We start from the raw sequence: 14,471 nt of genomic DNA, 5'->3' as shown, positions 1-14,471 counted from the left end.
GCGATTACCGATGGCCCGACGATCAACAACGGCGGCATCGACATGGGTGATACGAAGATCACCAACCTCGCCCCGGGCACAGACGGCACGGATGCAGTGAATGTCGATCAGCTGAATGACGTCGAAGCGATTGCCAACCAAGGCTTCAACATTGCCGCGGATAACGGTGCCGACGACAACGTCCAGCTGGGCGAGACCGTTGCCTACACCAGTGACGATGGCAGCATCATCACCACGGTGAGCGATAACGCCATCGACTTCGCCCTGGGCAATAACCTAAGCGTTGGTCAAGCAGGCCAAGACGGCGTCGACGGCACTATCGGTGTTAATGGCAAAGACGGCTCCAGCGTTGTGCTTAACGGCAAAGACGGCACAATCGGCCTGACTGGTCCGGCTGGCAGCACCACGATTGGTATTGACGGTACGAATGGCAGCGATGGTGTCGACGGTGAAAGCATTACCCGCATCGTTTATGACGACCAGGAAGTCGCCACGCTGAACGACGGCCTGAAATTCGGCGCGAATGACGGCGATGTCCACAATGCCAAGCTGAATACCCAGGTCGATATCACTGGTGCTGTAGGCAATACCGATTGGTCAGCGTTCGACGAAGGCCAGAACATCATGACGCAGGTCGACGGTAACAATATCACCGTTGCCCTGGCCAGAGATCTTACTGGCCTAAATAGCGCCACCTTCGGTGACATTACTGGTGATACGTTCTTCACCATCAATGACATTGGTGCTCAGTTCATTGATGGAACTGGTAGTCAGGTGGCCAATACGCCGAGCATCACTATCGGAGGCATTGACGCGGGTAATCAAACGATTACCAACGTGGCGCCAGGCGAGGTGAGTGCGACGAGCACGGATGCGATCAACGGAAGTCAACTGCAGGCGGTGAGTGATCAAGCCAATGCTCCGCTGACCTTTGCAGGTAACACTAACAGCATCCAAAAACGCCTGGGTGAAACGGTTAGTATTTTGGGCAACGGTGATAAAGCAGATGCCTCCTACTCAGCTGACAACATCAAAACCATTGTGAATGCCGAGGGCAACCTCATGGTGATGATAGATAAGGACCCAACGTTTGACACGGTTGTTCTCAATGATGGTAACAACGGCCTGTCGTTCTACGGTATTGATGGAGCAACGGGCTCGCGGGGTATTGATGGTGAAGATGGCCTCTCTCGTATTGCCTACATCAGAGATGATGCGGATGGCAACCCTATCGAAGAAACGATTGCAACACTGAGTGATGGTTTGATCTTTGAGGGCGATGATGAGGTATCGGTTCTTCGTAACCTTAACGAAACGCTGAGCCTAACGGGTGGTGCAACGGGTGAGTTGAGCGAAAACAACATCGGCATCACTCACAATGGTGAAGGCGGCCTGAAGGTACAGCTAGCCAATAACCTGACGGGGCTAGAAAACATCACCAGCAATAACCTCACTGTCACGGGTGAGACCAAACTGGGCGATCGTTTCGTAGTGAACGGTGATCAAGTCACCTACAACATCGCGCCAGAGGGCATCACCGAAGGTAACCAAGTTGTTAACAAAGACTATGTTGACAACGCGGGTGATCAGTTAATTGCTACTAATCCGCTGACCTTCGGTGCTGACGAAGGTGAAGATACCCAGCGCCGCCTCGGTGAGCGTCTAGATATCGTGGGTGAAGCAGATGAAAAGGGTAACCGCAATATCGTTACCAAACTGACTGATAAACAAACATTAGCACTAGCGCTGAATGATGACCTGGAGATCGGTAACAGCATTAGCGTCGGTGATAGTGGCCCGGTGATCAGTGCTGATGGCATCAGCATGGGTGATAACAAAATCACCAATATGGCTGATGGTGACGTATCGGCTGATAGTAAAGATGCGATCAACGGCTCTCAGCTGTATCAGTTGGAAAGCATCGTGACGAACGTGACTGGCGATATTAGTAATGAATACGTTACTGACAATGGCCTGGGTATTCGTTATGTGCGCACCAATGATCGTGGGTTGAGTGTCAGTGATGCTTTTGCTCAAGGGCAAGGCTCAACGGCAGTCGGTTACGAAGCACGCGCTGCCGCCGACCGTGCGCTGGCTCTGGGTTATCAGGCAGTGGCATCGCATCAAGGTAGCGTGGCGTTAGGTGAAGGGTCTGTGACTGCCGACACTGTACGCACGACCTCGGTAGTTATTGCAGGCACAACGTATCAGTTTGCCGGTGCTGGTGAAGGTGTGGTGTCAACGGTCAGTGTGGGAAGTGAGGGTAACGAGCGCACTGTGACTAACGTGGCGGCAGGTCGGATTTCTGCCGAAAGTACCGATGCAATTAATGGCAGCCAGCTTTATGCCACTAATCAAGCGGTCGGCGCGTTAGACAGCCGCGTTACCAACGTTGAAGGCGATATCAGTAATATCACCAACGACTTGGCGGATCTGGATGACCGAGCGGTGAAATATGACCGCAACGACGATAACAGCGTTGATTACAGCACCATTACCCTAGCGGGCGACAACGGCACCACCATTACTAATGTAGCACCGGGTGATGTCACCAAAGACAGCATGGATGCGGTGAATGGTAGCCAGCTGTGGGAGGTGAGTAATCAAATCACCAACATTGAGCAGGGTGGCTCTAAGTACTTCCGCGCTAACAGTGAAGGACCTGCTGCCAACCCGCAAGGCGCTGACAGCATTGCGATGGGGCCAAGCAGTGTTGCTGCGGGTGACCGTAGCGTTGCCTCTGGTGCCGGCGCCCAGGCCAATACGGAAGGTAGCGTTGCACTAGGTGCAGGATCTGTTGCAGACCGTGAAGGTATGAATGGTGAGCGCGAGCGCTTCTCTAATGAAGCGGTGGCGTCTACCCAAGGGGCTGTTTCTGTAGGTAGTGCCGGTAACGAGCGCCAGATTACCAATGTGGCGGGCGGTACCCAGGCTACCGATGCAGTTAACGTTCGTCAGCTAGAAGCGGTACAGCGTGGCGCGGTGAACTACGACCGTGACGAAGATGGCAATGTGAATTACAACACCATCACACTGAGAGGAGAAGAAGGTACCACTATTACCAACGTAGCCCCTGGTATTAATGAAACAGACGCGGTGAATGTAGGCCAGATGAATGAGCTTGGTCGTCGCTTCACTAACGAGATCAACAACGTGCATGGCCGTATTGATAGCGTTGAACGTAATGCTAATGCCGGCTCTGCCAGCGCAATCGCGGCGTCAACTGTGCCGCAAGCCTGGATGCCTGGTAAGAGCATGATAGGGGTTGGTGCAGGTACCTATGGCGGTGAGTCTGCTATCTCGGTAGGTGTGTCGCGCCTCTCTGATAATGGCCGTTGGATTATCCAAGGTAAGATCACCGGCGACTCGCAAAGCAACTTCGGCGCAGGCATTGGCGCTGGCTGGCATTGGTAAAGGAGAACGACGTGAGAAATCTTCGTAATAAGATGATGAAAAAGGCGGCCCTTGGGGCCGCCAGTATGGCCGGCGTTCTCATGTTGGCGGGCTGTGCCAGTCCACCCAACAACGACCGTACTGAGCTACGCGAGGCAGGCGATGGCTTTCCTGCACTGGCAGGTAACTGGTATGACGGGGGTAAGTTCGTTGACCCTGAAAGCATCCTACGTATCAGGGAAAGTCAAACAAAGGATCAGGTGCGCCAGTTAATCGGTAACCCCCATTATGCAGAAGGGTTCTTTGGGGTTCGCGAATGGAACTACGTCTTTAACCTCTATACGGGTAATGGTCAGGATTACATTACATGCCAATACCAAGTGCATTATGACGACGATATGGCGTTAGAAAGCACGCGTTGGCGAGATGCTCAGTGTCCCGCTCTGTTAGTGCCGATTGAAGTAGAAGAAGTTGCCACCGAGCCACGACAAGAAAAGTTAACACTATCGGGTGATGTATTATTTGATTTTGATAGTGATAAATTAACCTTAGAAGGCCGTCGTGTTGTAGATATGGTCACCCAAACGATTAATGAGGATTTTGTAAGCCCTAATATACTGATTATCGGTTATACCGACCGCTTTGGTAGTGAGGCTTATAACTTAGCACTATCTAATTCTCGTGCTGAGACAGTCGGGGAGCGTATGGTTAACCAAGGGATCAGTCGCTCAAGTGTTATGACAGCAGGGCGTGGTATGGCAGACCCTGTTGTAGAGTGCCCCGGTAGAACTGCAATACCAAGTGTTACTGAGTGTTTAAGGCCGAATAGGCGTGTAGAAATTACGGTGACAGAAACTGCTCAATAGTTGTGTGGCTAAATGGTTTTACTGCTAAGTAAAACATGCATGTGAAAACAGGGGGGATTAATGCCCCCCTTAAGAAACTTAAAAATAGGACACTTGATAATGAAGTATGTTGGTTACATTGCTACTTTCGCCGCCTCAGTTGTGACGGCCGTAAGCCTTGCTGTGTTTAGTATGAGCGTGATGGCCGAGCCTCAAGAGGTACCTTCTCTCCCCACCGTGGACCAAAGCTCAGTGTGTGTGGCCGCCAGTGACGAGCAAGCGTTAGAGTGTCCTGCTGGAAGTTTATTTATGGCAAGGCTAGCAATTAATGAAACTGACCTGCAAAACCCATTAATACTTGAAAGCCGCCTACTTAACACGATGGCACTCTACTGTGATACGAATTTTGATATTCAGCATACTCTCACAGGTGTGCTGTGTGTATTGACCCACGAGCGTATTGGTACACCTCCTGAAAACGGTGACACTATCGAAGTTGATGACTCTATTGAAGCAAGTGGCTCTGTCGAACTCGACAGTGACGAGGCTACAGAGTCAGCTGAATAAAACGTGTAACGCAGCGATTAATAATTATTAACGTTGTTTTGAGAAACTACTTAGCTATAGAGGTAAACTTTGATGAGCAAACAGCGTCCCACCGTTTCAGCAAAAAGCAGAAGCGCCAGTAAAACAAGCACTACTGAAAAAGCAGCAGATGCTATCGAAAAAGCAGTAAACGCTACTGAACAAGAAATGAGTCATTCAGAAAGTGAGTCGGCTGTTGCCGTCGGTGATCAAGTATCAGCGCCAACGATCACTATTGATGGCCAAGTATATACCCTTGAAAGTCTGGGGCAGCAGGGACGCGAGCAGTTACAAAATCTGCGCGTTACTGATCAAGAACTACAGCGTTTACAAGATCAACTAGCGATCACCCAAACAGCACGTAATACTTATGCTCGCATACTGGCAGAAGTAACCAAAACGGTGACACCAGTGAAATAACTTATTTCGCTGGCGTAATACACTGCACCGTTGAATGCCCGGTAGGCGAAAGCCTACCGGGCTTTTGTGAAGGAAGAGCCTAATATGAAATGGTTACCCTTGGTTGGTTTTGTTTTCTTAGGGGCGAGCGCGCTGGCCAGTGCCAATTATGAGGCGGGACTGCAAGAGTACCAGCGTGGCCATTATGCCTCGGCTATCCACGAGTGGCGGACGGCGGCAGAGCGAGGTAACGCAGACTCCCAGTTTGCATTAGGTATGATGTTTGAGCGCGGCCAGGGAGTAGGCGCTAGTATAGATGAAGCTTATAAATGGTATCGGCTTGCGGCGGATAATGGCCTAGCAGATGCACAGGTCAGGCTGGCAGAACTTTACTTGCTTGGACGTCTTGAAGGTGAGCCTAGCTCAGCCGCTCAATGGTTTGAAAGAGCAGCGACATCAGGAAGTGCAGCAGCACAGTTTCAGCTAGGCCTATTGTACTTAGAAGGTGAAGGCGTTGACGCTGACTCTAGTATTGCCGCGCGCTGGTTTGAACTAGCCGCTGAACAGGGGCATGTGGCAGCACAAAATAATATTGGTAGCCTTTATGAAACAGGACGTGGCGTAGAACAAAGCTTCACCCGTGCCTTCGAGTGGTATGAGCAGGCTGCCAAACAGAACGACCCTTTTGCACAAAATAATCTCGGTGCGATGCATGCCAGAGGGCAAGGGGTAGAGCGAAATCATGCCTGGGCAGTTTTCTGGTTCGTTATGGCAGCTCAAGGTGGAAATGATGTCGCGAGAGAGAACATCGAAGCTAGCTTGCCTAACTTAGAAGAGAAAAAAATAGTGGGGTCTAGCGTCAATATTCGTAGCGGAGCAAGCACTAACTTTGATCGTATTGCATCGTTGACAAGAGGTACATCCGTCTATGTGCTGGGGAGTATGGATGGGTGGAGCCAAGTTTATTTTCAGGATAATGGCTTACCTACATTAGGCTGGGTATCTAATACGCTCATTGAGTAACGATGGGCGTTCGGCAATAGAACTTCTGTTAAAGAATAACTATACGAAGTGGGTATGCCGATGTAAAAAAGGGATGGTGGGGTTATGAAGAGCAACTACAGTCTGCATGGGCAACTAATTAGCATATTGGTACATTGCTTCAAGCGGGTCGAAGTTTCTTTGACACATTATGTGGTGCTGGCAAGCATTGCAGTGCTTGTGGGAACAGCCGCCAATGCGGCTGAGGTATCTAACGATTATTACCGTGTAGTTCCTGGTGACACGTTGTGGGATATTTCTGAACGTTACTATGGCACGCCGGATAAGTGGCCTCACTTACAGCAGCTAAATGCTATCGCACAGCCCACACAGCTACTGCCAAATACGCTGGTTGATCTTGGAACCTCTGATCCTTTTCCATTAACAGTGCTTTATCGTGCAGGTGAAGCATGGCTGATTGAAGGGGATAATCAATTTACATTACAAAATGGCGATACGGTTAATGTCGGCGATGTGGTGCAAACTGGAGCGGGATCTATCACTTTGCAAATGCGTGATGGTGCCAGAGCTGTTTTACCTTCAAACTCGCGAGTTGTCTTACAACGAGAAGGTGAGCGAGGTATCACGTTTCGGTTAGAGGAAGGGGAGGTTGAGTCTTATGTGCCAACACAGCGCTCGCCAGGCCGAGCTTACACCATAGAAACAAAGACCGGTTTTTTAGGCGTCCGCGGTACGCATTTTCAAGCGCGCTATGAAGATAATACGTTATTAACCTCTGTCTACGATGGTCAAGTTACCGCTCAAAGCCGAGTTGGTGTTGAACAAGCTGCAGTAGATAACGGTGAAGGCGCACGTATTGGTATCGGTGGCGATGTCCAGGTTGTTCAACTTCTACCACCGCCCGAAGAGGTAAGGATTACCTCGCTGCTTCTTGACGATGTGCAGATTGAAGTCTTATATCCAAGCCAAAATGTCACTTATCGAGCGCAAATAGCAAAAGATCCTCACTTTTTAAACATACTTCGTGACCAGCGATCACTGGATGGACAGCTGCGTTTCACAGGGCTTCAGCCGGGGTTTTATCATTTGCGTTTATCTGCGGTTGATAGATTAGGTATTGAGGGCCGTAGCGCTTTCTTTGTTGTGCATCATAATGACCGTCATGTAGCCGTTATTAGGGAAAGTAGTGAGGGGCATCAAGAGGGCAGCCAATGGTTATTCGAGTGGTCTCATCAAGCGCAGACAAGTTATCGTTTACAACTAGCCGCTGATAGCGAATTTAACAGAGTACTATTAGATCATGTATCACAGCACAATGGGCCGTTACGGGTAAGTCGTTTACCTGCAAACGATATTTACTGGCGAGTGGTCGGTACAGACAACCTGACGGGTATCTCAGAGGTGATAGATACGGGAACGCTAAATGACTCAAGTTAGCGGTAGCCTTTCTAAAGCATTACGCCGTCGGTTAATGCTGACATGGTGTGCAATGGGCGGCTTATTACTGCCCATTGCTTTTTGTGTTTATAGTTTGTCTCCTTTACTGTTCGATAATTTTTTTTATGATACGTGGCTGTCGAGGCACGTCACTCCACCCTCTTCAGATATTTTGATTGTTGCGATTGATGAGCCAAGCCTACATGCACTAGGGCGTTGGCCTTGGTCTAGAGATGTACACGCAAAGCTCATTCAGCGGCTAGACGAAGCTGATGTTAAGACTATTGTGCTTGATGTTCTCCTCATTGAGCCTAGTCGTTTTCCTGAAGAAGATACGTTACTGGCTGAGGCAATGCGGCATAATGGAAATGTCTATATACCTATTGCCCTTCTGTCTGAGCATATTTCCGAATACGGGATGCGCGATATTTTAATGCCTTCCTCCCCATTATTAGCGGCAGCAAAAGGGGTGGGGCATATTAATGTGAGCATTGACGATGATGGTACAGCACGCTCGGTTAATCTTGTTGAAATGCGCCGGGGAGAAACATGGCCACAGCTAATGGCTCTATTAGTTGAAAAGACGCATCAGGATAGTAAAGACGTTTCTTTCCGTCGGTGGCCGCATAATACTGTTAGAATACCGTTTAAGGGACCGGAAGGTACTTATCCTACTGTTTCTTATAGTGATGTTCTGATGGGATATGTCCCTGCTTCACTACTACGTGACCGCACCGTATTAGTTGGTATGACCGCTGCAGGCTTAGGTGATCGCTATAGTGTTTCTTTATTGCCAACGGGGTTAATGCCAGGCGTTGAAATACATGCGCATCTGCTTGATGCGTTAAGAGATAATAGTTATATCAGAAATGTTGAGAGCCGGGTGGGGGCCTTTTTGTCAGTTGCTCCTATTCTTTTTCTCATGTTACTAGCGTGGTGGTTTCATTTTCGTTATTTATTGGTCATCGTTATTGCTTTGGGTATATGTGTTCTTCTTTCCTCTATCCTAGCGCTGAGTTTTAGGTGGTGGTGGCCGCCCTCCGCTAGTTTGATAACCCTTGGCGTTGCTTTCGTTCTTATTGTCTGGCAGAGCCAGTCGGCGCTATTGGCGTGGTTTAAACGGGGGCTTGAAAAGCTCTATCAAGAGCCTTCTATTTTGCCATTTCAAGAACCTACTTTACCGCCTGGAGAAGGTGGTAAGCTGCAACAGCAGTCCAGGGCGCTAGAGTTTGCTTTAGGGCGTATTGTTGAAGGGCGTAGATTTATTCTTGACGCGGTAAACTCTCTACCTCTTGCCATTTTTGTACTTAATAAACAAGGCGAAGTTTTGCTAGCAAATAGAAAAGCTCAACAAGTTTGCTGGGAGAGTAATCAGAGAGCTATTAGCCACATTGGCGATCTTCCGAAAATACTTAACTTTGAAAACGAAAATGCTTTTGCGTCATTTTGGCCACCCCGCCCAAAAGGTACTAATGAATTCACTAATGTTAAAGTTAGCGGGTTGTGTACCGATCAACAAGGCCGTACTTATCGTCTGGAAATGGATGAGTTAACGACTACTGCGAATAGTGTGGCGGGCGGTTGGTTAATATGGATGGTGGATTTGACCAGTGAGGTTGATGCGGAGGCTCAGCGCTCTAGTATGCTGAGCTTTTTATCGCATGATATGAAAGCACCTCAAGCTAGAGCGTTAGCGCTTTTAGATGCACAAAAAGACCCTAGCTCCGCAATGTCACAAGCTGATTTCTATGAAGGGTTAGGTCAGTGTCTCACGACAGGGCTTGATATGATTAACGATTTTATTAGTTTGAATCGAGCTAGGTCATTCGACCTGAATAAGCAGTTTTTATTATTTGAATATGTCGTTATTGAAGTGTTGGATCAAGTGCAGCCTATTGCAAAAATGAAAAAAATTAAGTTGTTAAATGATTTGCAGGGTGATGATGGTTTGCCTGTAATTGGAGATAAAAGCTATCTTGCAAGAGCGGTCTTTAATGTTATAGAGAATGCTGTTAAATATACGCATCCTTATGGTTCTGTTAGTGTACGTCTTTACAGAGAAGGTGAGAGTGTTGTATTAATAATATCTGATAATGGCGTTGGAATTTCAGCTCAGAATATTGATAGCATTTTTGATGATTATCAGCGTAGTGATGAAGGAAATGTTGCTAGCGGGCATGGTTTGGGTCTGGCATTAGTTAAAACAGTCGTCACGAAGCATCATGGTACAGTAAAGTGTGAAAGTGAGCTGGGAAAAGGAAGTACTTTTACATTGACACTGCCTGTCTGCGTCGATTGAGATGGTGTTAAACGTCTATATTCTGAATGTCGATGATAAACATAATGGCTGTATTATCCGTGAGTTGCCGGCTTTGAAAACGAATATTCACGTCTCTTAACTGCATGCCGTACTCTCGTGACAGCCCATTGCTGTGGTAAGCAGGTCGAGGATCTTGGCCTACCACTTGGACGATCAGTTGCCGAAGCCCATCAGCATCAGAGTGCTGCTTGAGCGTACTGTTTGCAGCTATTGAAAACTCGACGGGATAAACGGAAGGCGGTTCTGGCGCAAAGCCTGAACGTGCATCGGGGAGCGCTTCGGCCCATGGTAAGTATGGTTTGATATCTACTACCGGAGTTCCAGTGACTAGATCGGCGCCTTTTAAAAGTAAGCAAACCCCACCCTGTGTATTAATATCCACCAACTCAACAAGCGACAGCCCCAAGCGATTAGGCCGGTGTGTGCTACGGCTAGCGAATACCCCGGTTTTCTTATTGCCACCCAGCCGAGGCGGACGTACTAAAGGGGACCATTCCTGCGGGCTGCGATGAAAAATAAAACTGAGCCATAAGTGGCTAAATGCCTCCAACCCTCTTACACACAGCGGTGAATTAAACGGCGGTGTTAGGACTAGCGTGGCTTTTGCTGCTGTCGCAAGCCCTGGCTGGCGGGGCACGCCAAACTTATCAGGATAGTCACTTTCGATGTAGCCTAGGGGGGTGAGGGCAAATGACTCATTGAGAGGTGTATTGCGCATCATATACCTTGTGTATCCAATTAAGATAAAAGTATAAAGCAAAGAGTCTATCTAGACATACATTGCGAAGTGATAGAAGCCATACGTGTGTGGTGGTTCAGTGCATAAAAATGTACGTAAATCAGTGCTTAAAGTAGGCCAGCAATAAACAGCTTAGAGGTAACAGATGCTTAATACTGACGTGATCACAGCAGCGCCTACGCCCAGTACGCCAAGAATCACCTACCGTGCTGGGCTTGTTCGGGATGCCGCTGACCAAGCCGAAGTATTTTATCATGCCGTTATGCAGGGAGCGGCTACCCATTATGGTGTGGAAGAGCGACATGCATGGGCCAATGCTCTACCTCGAGAGGCCAGTGCTTGGGCTGCTCGTCAAGCGCTTTATACGACTCTAGTTGCAAGCTGCGATGGGAGATGTGTCGGTTTTTTAGAGCTAGATGTTGCTGCTAGGCGTATCGAGACGCTTTATGTATGGCCCTCTTTAGCAGGTCGCGGCATTGGCACGACGCTGCTTATTCATGCTGAGCGTCTGCTGCTGGAAGAGGGAGTTTCTCGTGTCGAAATTGAGGCAAGTACCATGCTTTACGAACGCCTGCTTCGCCGAGGCTTTAAAAACCTCGGCGAGCAGTGGGTAGAGCGCAGTGGAGAACGATTAAAGCGCTATCGCCTCGTCAAAGAGCTCAGCGCCATCGAAACCTAGCGCCATTAGACGTTGTAAGTTTTAGTAATACGCATTGAAAGATCAATCGATGCTACATCTTTGGTGAGCGCGCCGCTGGAGATGCAGTTAACGCCAGTGTTTGCAATCGCTTTTAACGTAGTGGCATCGACGTTGCCAGAGGCTTCTAGGGTTGATCGCCCGCCGTTTATTTCGACAGCAACGTATAGATCTTCCAAAGCGAAATTATCAAGCATGATAATGTCTGCACCTGCCGCCAATGCTTGATCGAGTTCTTCAAACGTTTCAACTTCTACTTCGACGGGAAGGTCGCTTGCTAGCTTGCGCGCTTGAGATACAGCAGCCTGAATGCCGCCGCAGGCAGCTATATGGTTCTCTTTAATCAAAAAAGCATCCCATAAGCCAATACGGTGGTTATGGCCACCGCCGCAAGTTACCGCGTACTTTTGGGCTAGGCGCATGCCCGGCAGTGTTTTACGGGTGTCGAGTAAACGAACGCCGGTGCCCTCGATTAAATCAACGTAGTGACGCGTTGCGGTTGCAGTGGCGGACAATGTTTGTAGTACGTTTAGCGCGGCCCGCTCTCCGGTCAAAAGGCTACGCGCAGGCCCTTCTAACGCTAAAAAACACTGGTCTGCTTCCAGGCGATCGCCATCAGCAGCTTGCCAGCGCAGTGTCACGCGGTTGTCCAAGCGACGAAAAATTTCGTCTACCCAGGCAACGCCACACAGCACCGCTGGCTCGCGGGTAATAATGTTAGCAGTTGCCCACTGATTTTCGGGAATCAACTGTGCGGTAATATCGCCAGGCCCAACATCCTCAGCCAACAGGCGGGCGGCGCTAGCACGGACTTCTTCGGCAAGAGCGGTTTCGTAATGCATGGTGTTGCTTTCTCTGGGCGTCAACAAATGTGATAAGCATTATAGTGAAAGAGAACGCCAACGTAGAGGAGAGCGTGCGTGTAATGAAAAGTGAAATTTGTGACGGCCAGTGGTCAACAGCAAGACAAGTGATATCGCCCAATCATGATCAGCGTCCCCATGGAGAGGTGTCGCTGTTACTTATCCACGCAATTAGCTTGCCACCAGGTCAGTTTAGCGGTGACGCCATTGAGGCGCTGTTTACTAACCAGTTAAAGTCAAAAGAGCATCCTTTTTTTGCTGAGATTGCCCACCTTAGGGTGTCGGCACACTTTCTGATTCGCCGCGATGGCCACTGCGTTCAATTTGTTGACACGAATCAACGTGCCTGGCATGCCGGGCGTTCATCATGGTTAGACCCGTATCAGCAGATATTGCGCACAGCTCTCAATGATTTTTCGGTCGGAATCGAATTAGAGGGCGATGATGAGACGCCGTTTACCCGCGCACAGTATCAGGCGCTGGTAGCCGTGACCCAGTGGTTGATCGCACGCTATCCACTGCTGGATAAAACGCGTATCACAAGCCATGCGCATGTGGCACCTCTGCGTAAAACCGACCCAGGCCCAGCTTTTGATTGGGCTTATTATTACCAAGAATTAAGCAGGTAGTCCTAGGGTACTTAAGTCACCTAAGAAAGTTAAAAAAACTAATTAAGTGCTTAAGTCGTAAGTAAATAAAACGGTAGTTTAGCTACATTTTTTGGCGGTTAGTAGGTTCATCTAAAGTATACAATGTTCATTATGTTGCGGTGCAATAGTTTGTTTTCGATAGCCTTTTAGCGCTTTCTAGAATTGGCAGAGTGATGACTTTGCGGTATCTTCGCCTATACAAAAGGCTAACTTTCATGACAATTATGTAGCTTTACTACATCAAAAAGAACGTAGCTTGTTGAATGTAGAACGAAAACTTCTGCAGGGTGCTTTGGCGCCAACATCTTATTGGCTAGTGGTGACTAAATAACACCGCAGCCGCCCCAGGCCCTGAGGGGTAGCGGGGCTAATTGTCATTTATCGTCATTCGGAGAGACCTCTATGAGTCTGGAGACAAGAGAAGATCTCGATCCACTCGAAACCACGGAATGGTTGGATTCCCTGGAATCAGTCCTGGATCGTGAGGGCGAAGATCGTGCCCGCTACCTGATGACCCGCCTGGCGGATCGCCTGCGCCGGGACGGGATGAAGGTGCCCTTCTCGGTGACAACCCCGCACCGGAATACGATCCCTGTGCATCGTGAAGCACCGATGCCCGGCGATCTGTTTATGGAGCGCCGCATTCGGTCGTTGATCCGTTACAACGCCATTGCTCAGGTCATCCGTAATAACCGCGCCAACCCCGGGTTGGGCGGCCATATTGCCAGCTTTATGTCGTCGGCCACGCTCTACGACGTCGGCTTTAACCACTTCTTCCGCGCGCCCAAGGGCGATTTTGAAGGCGACCTGATTTACATCCAGGGCCACGTCGCCCCGGGTATTTACGCGCGTTCTTACCTGGAAGGCCGGTTGTCAGAAGAGCAGATGGACAAATTCCGTCGCGAAGTCGACGGCGATGGCCTCTCTTCCTACCCGCACCCGTGGCTGATGCCGGACTACTGGCAGTTCCCCACGGTGTCTATGGGTCTTGGCCCGATTCAGGCCATCTATCAAGCCCACGTGATGAAGTACCTGCATCACCGTGAGCTGAAAGACATGTACGACCGTAAGATCTGGTGCTTTATGGGCGACGGCGAGTGTGATGAGCCGGAATCCTTGGGCGCGATTTCCCTGGCGGGACGTGAAAACCTCGATAACCTGATCTTCGTCATCAACTGCAACCTGCAGCGCTTGGACGGTCCGGTGCGCGGTAACTCCCGCGTGATGGACGAGTTCGAAGGCGTGTTCCGTGGTGCCGGTTGGAACGTCATCAAGGTCGTCTGGGGACGTCACTGGGACCCGCTGTTCGAGAAGGACAAGAAAGGCATCCTGCAAAAACGCATGGATGAAGCGGTCGACGGTGAGTACCAGAACTACAAGGCTAACGGCGGTTCCTACACCCGTGAGCACTTCTTCGGCAAGTACCCTGAAACCGAAGCGATGGTCAACGACCTGTCTGACGAAGACATCTGGAAGCTCAACCGCGGTGGTCACGATCCGTTCAAGGTCTATGCGGCCTACCATGAAGCGGTCAACCAGAC

At 49.5% G+C, this 14,471-nt stretch carries 11 protein-coding genes and 1 pseudogene; 10 read left to right on the top strand and 2 right to left on the bottom strand.

The features are described from left to right. The 7 genes from CR46_RS0114425 to CR46_RS0114395 all read left to right on the top strand — a co-directional run. Window positions 1–3,414: YadA-like family protein (locus tag CR46_RS0114425; RefSeq protein ID WP_030074075.1), on the top strand; the 3,414-nt coding region annotated here is incomplete at its 5' end. 11 nt (window positions 3,415–3,425) lie between these two features. Then, window positions 3,426–4,259: an OmpA family protein gene (locus CR46_RS0114420; RefSeq protein WP_156963074.1), complete on the top strand. Its 834-nt coding sequence runs from the start codon at window positions 3,426–3,428 to the stop codon at window positions 4,257–4,259. A gap of 99 nt (window positions 4,260–4,358) precedes the next feature. Next, a complete protein-coding gene (locus CR46_RS0114415) occupies window positions 4,359–4,805 on the top strand; it encodes a hypothetical protein (protein ID WP_030074072.1) in 447 nt (148 codons plus the stop codon). A gap of 72 nt (window positions 4,806–4,877) precedes the next feature. Further along, on the top strand, window positions 4,878–5,243 hold the full coding sequence (locus CR46_RS0114410; protein WP_232222396.1) for a DUF6447 family protein: 366 nt from the start codon (window positions 4,878–4,880) through the stop codon (window positions 5,241–5,243). A gap of 84 nt (window positions 5,244–5,327) precedes the next feature. Next, window positions 5,328–6,245 (top strand): SH3 domain-containing protein, encoded by a 918-nt coding sequence (locus CR46_RS0114405; protein ID WP_030074069.1) that lies wholly within the window; start codon window positions 5,328–5,330, stop codon window positions 6,243–6,245. Window positions 6,246–6,329: 84 nt separating this feature from the next. After that, complete coding sequence (locus CR46_RS0114400; RefSeq protein ID WP_030074066.1) at window positions 6,330–7,661, top strand: FecR family protein; 1,332 nt, start codon at window positions 6,330–6,332, stop codon at window positions 7,659–7,661. After that, window positions 7,648–9,960 (top strand): CHASE2 domain-containing protein, encoded by a 2,313-nt coding sequence (locus CR46_RS0114395; protein ID WP_030074065.1) that lies wholly within the window; start codon window positions 7,648–7,650, stop codon window positions 9,958–9,960. Before CR46_RS0114400 ends, CR46_RS0114395 begins: the two co-directional genes overlap by 14 nt. 7 nt (window positions 9,961–9,967) lie before the next feature. Here CR46_RS0114395 and tsaA read toward each other — a convergent pair whose 3' ends face one another. Continuing rightward, window positions 9,968–10,699 (bottom strand): tRNA (N6-threonylcarbamoyladenosine(37)-N6)-methyltransferase TrmO, encoded by a 732-nt coding sequence (gene tsaA / locus CR46_RS0114390; protein ID WP_030074064.1) that lies wholly within the window; start codon window positions 10,697–10,699, stop codon window positions 9,968–9,970. 166 nt (window positions 10,700–10,865) lie between these two features. Here tsaA and CR46_RS0114385 point away from each other — a divergent pair, with 166 nt between their 5' ends. Continuing rightward, a complete protein-coding gene (locus tag CR46_RS0114385) occupies window positions 10,866–11,399 on the top strand; it encodes a GNAT family N-acetyltransferase (protein WP_030074062.1) in 534 nt (177 codons plus the stop codon). 5 nt (window positions 11,400–11,404) lie between these two features. On the opposite strand, the gene nadC is transcribed toward CR46_RS0114385, so the two are convergent. Beyond that, entirely contained in the window at window positions 11,405–12,259 is an 855-nt protein-coding gene (gene nadC / locus CR46_RS0114380; protein WP_030074060.1) for a carboxylating nicotinate-nucleotide diphosphorylase, read from the bottom strand. 83 nt (window positions 12,260–12,342) lie between these two features. Here nadC and ampD point away from each other — a divergent pair, with 83 nt between their 5' ends. Together ampD and aceE are read left to right on the top strand one after the other, a co-directional pair. Next, entirely contained in the window at window positions 12,343–12,909 is a 567-nt protein-coding gene (gene ampD / locus CR46_RS0114375) for a 1,6-anhydro-N-acetylmuramyl-L-alanine amidase AmpD (RefSeq protein ID WP_030074058.1), read from the top strand. Window positions 12,910–13,332: 423 nt separating this feature from the next. Further along, window positions 13,333–14,471: pseudogene (aceE, locus tag CR46_RS17850) on the top strand (pyruvate dehydrogenase (acetyl-transferring), homodimeric type); the annotation flags it as partial.

It is taken from the genome of Vreelandella neptunia (assembly GCF_000712975.1).
In the GTDB taxonomy this organism is placed as follows: domain Bacteria; phylum Pseudomonadota; class Gammaproteobacteria; order Pseudomonadales; family Halomonadaceae; genus Vreelandella; species Vreelandella qaidamensis.
Note: the sequence above shows the minus strand (reverse complement) of the source record. Positions and strands in the feature narration are given on the sequence as shown.

What these genes read in the sequence shown, in the direction of transcription:
- CR46_RS0114415 (WP_030074072.1), top strand. Translation starts at nt 4,359, where the DNA reads ATGAAGTATGTTGGTTACATTGCTACTTTCGCCGCCTCAGTTGTGACG.
- CR46_RS0114410 (WP_232222396.1), top strand. Translation starts at nt 4,878, where the DNA reads ATGAGCAAACAGCGTCCCACCGTTTCAGCAAAAAGCAGAAGCGCCAGT.
- CR46_RS0114405 (WP_030074069.1), top strand. Translation starts at nt 5,328, where the DNA reads ATGAAATGGTTACCCTTGGTTGGTTTTGTTTTCTTAGGGGCGAGCGCG.
- CR46_RS0114400 (WP_030074066.1), top strand. Translation starts at nt 6,330, where the DNA reads ATGAAGAGCAACTACAGTCTGCATGGGCAACTAATTAGCATATTGGTA.
- CR46_RS0114395 (WP_030074065.1), top strand. Translation starts at nt 7,648, where the DNA reads ATGACTCAAGTTAGCGGTAGCCTTTCTAAAGCATTACGCCGTCGGTTA.
- tsaA (WP_030074064.1), bottom strand. Translation starts at nt 10,699, where the DNA reads ATGCGCAATACACCTCTCAATGAGTCATTTGCCCTCACCCCCCTAGGC.
- CR46_RS0114385 (WP_030074062.1), top strand. Translation starts at nt 10,866, where the DNA reads ATGCTTAATACTGACGTGATCACAGCAGCGCCTACGCCCAGTACGCCA.
- nadC (WP_030074060.1), bottom strand. Translation starts at nt 12,259, where the DNA reads ATGCATTACGAAACCGCTCTTGCCGAAGAAGTCCGTGCTAGCGCCGCC.
- ampD (WP_030074058.1), top strand. Translation starts at nt 12,343, where the DNA reads ATGAAAAGTGAAATTTGTGACGGCCAGTGGTCAACAGCAAGACAAGTG.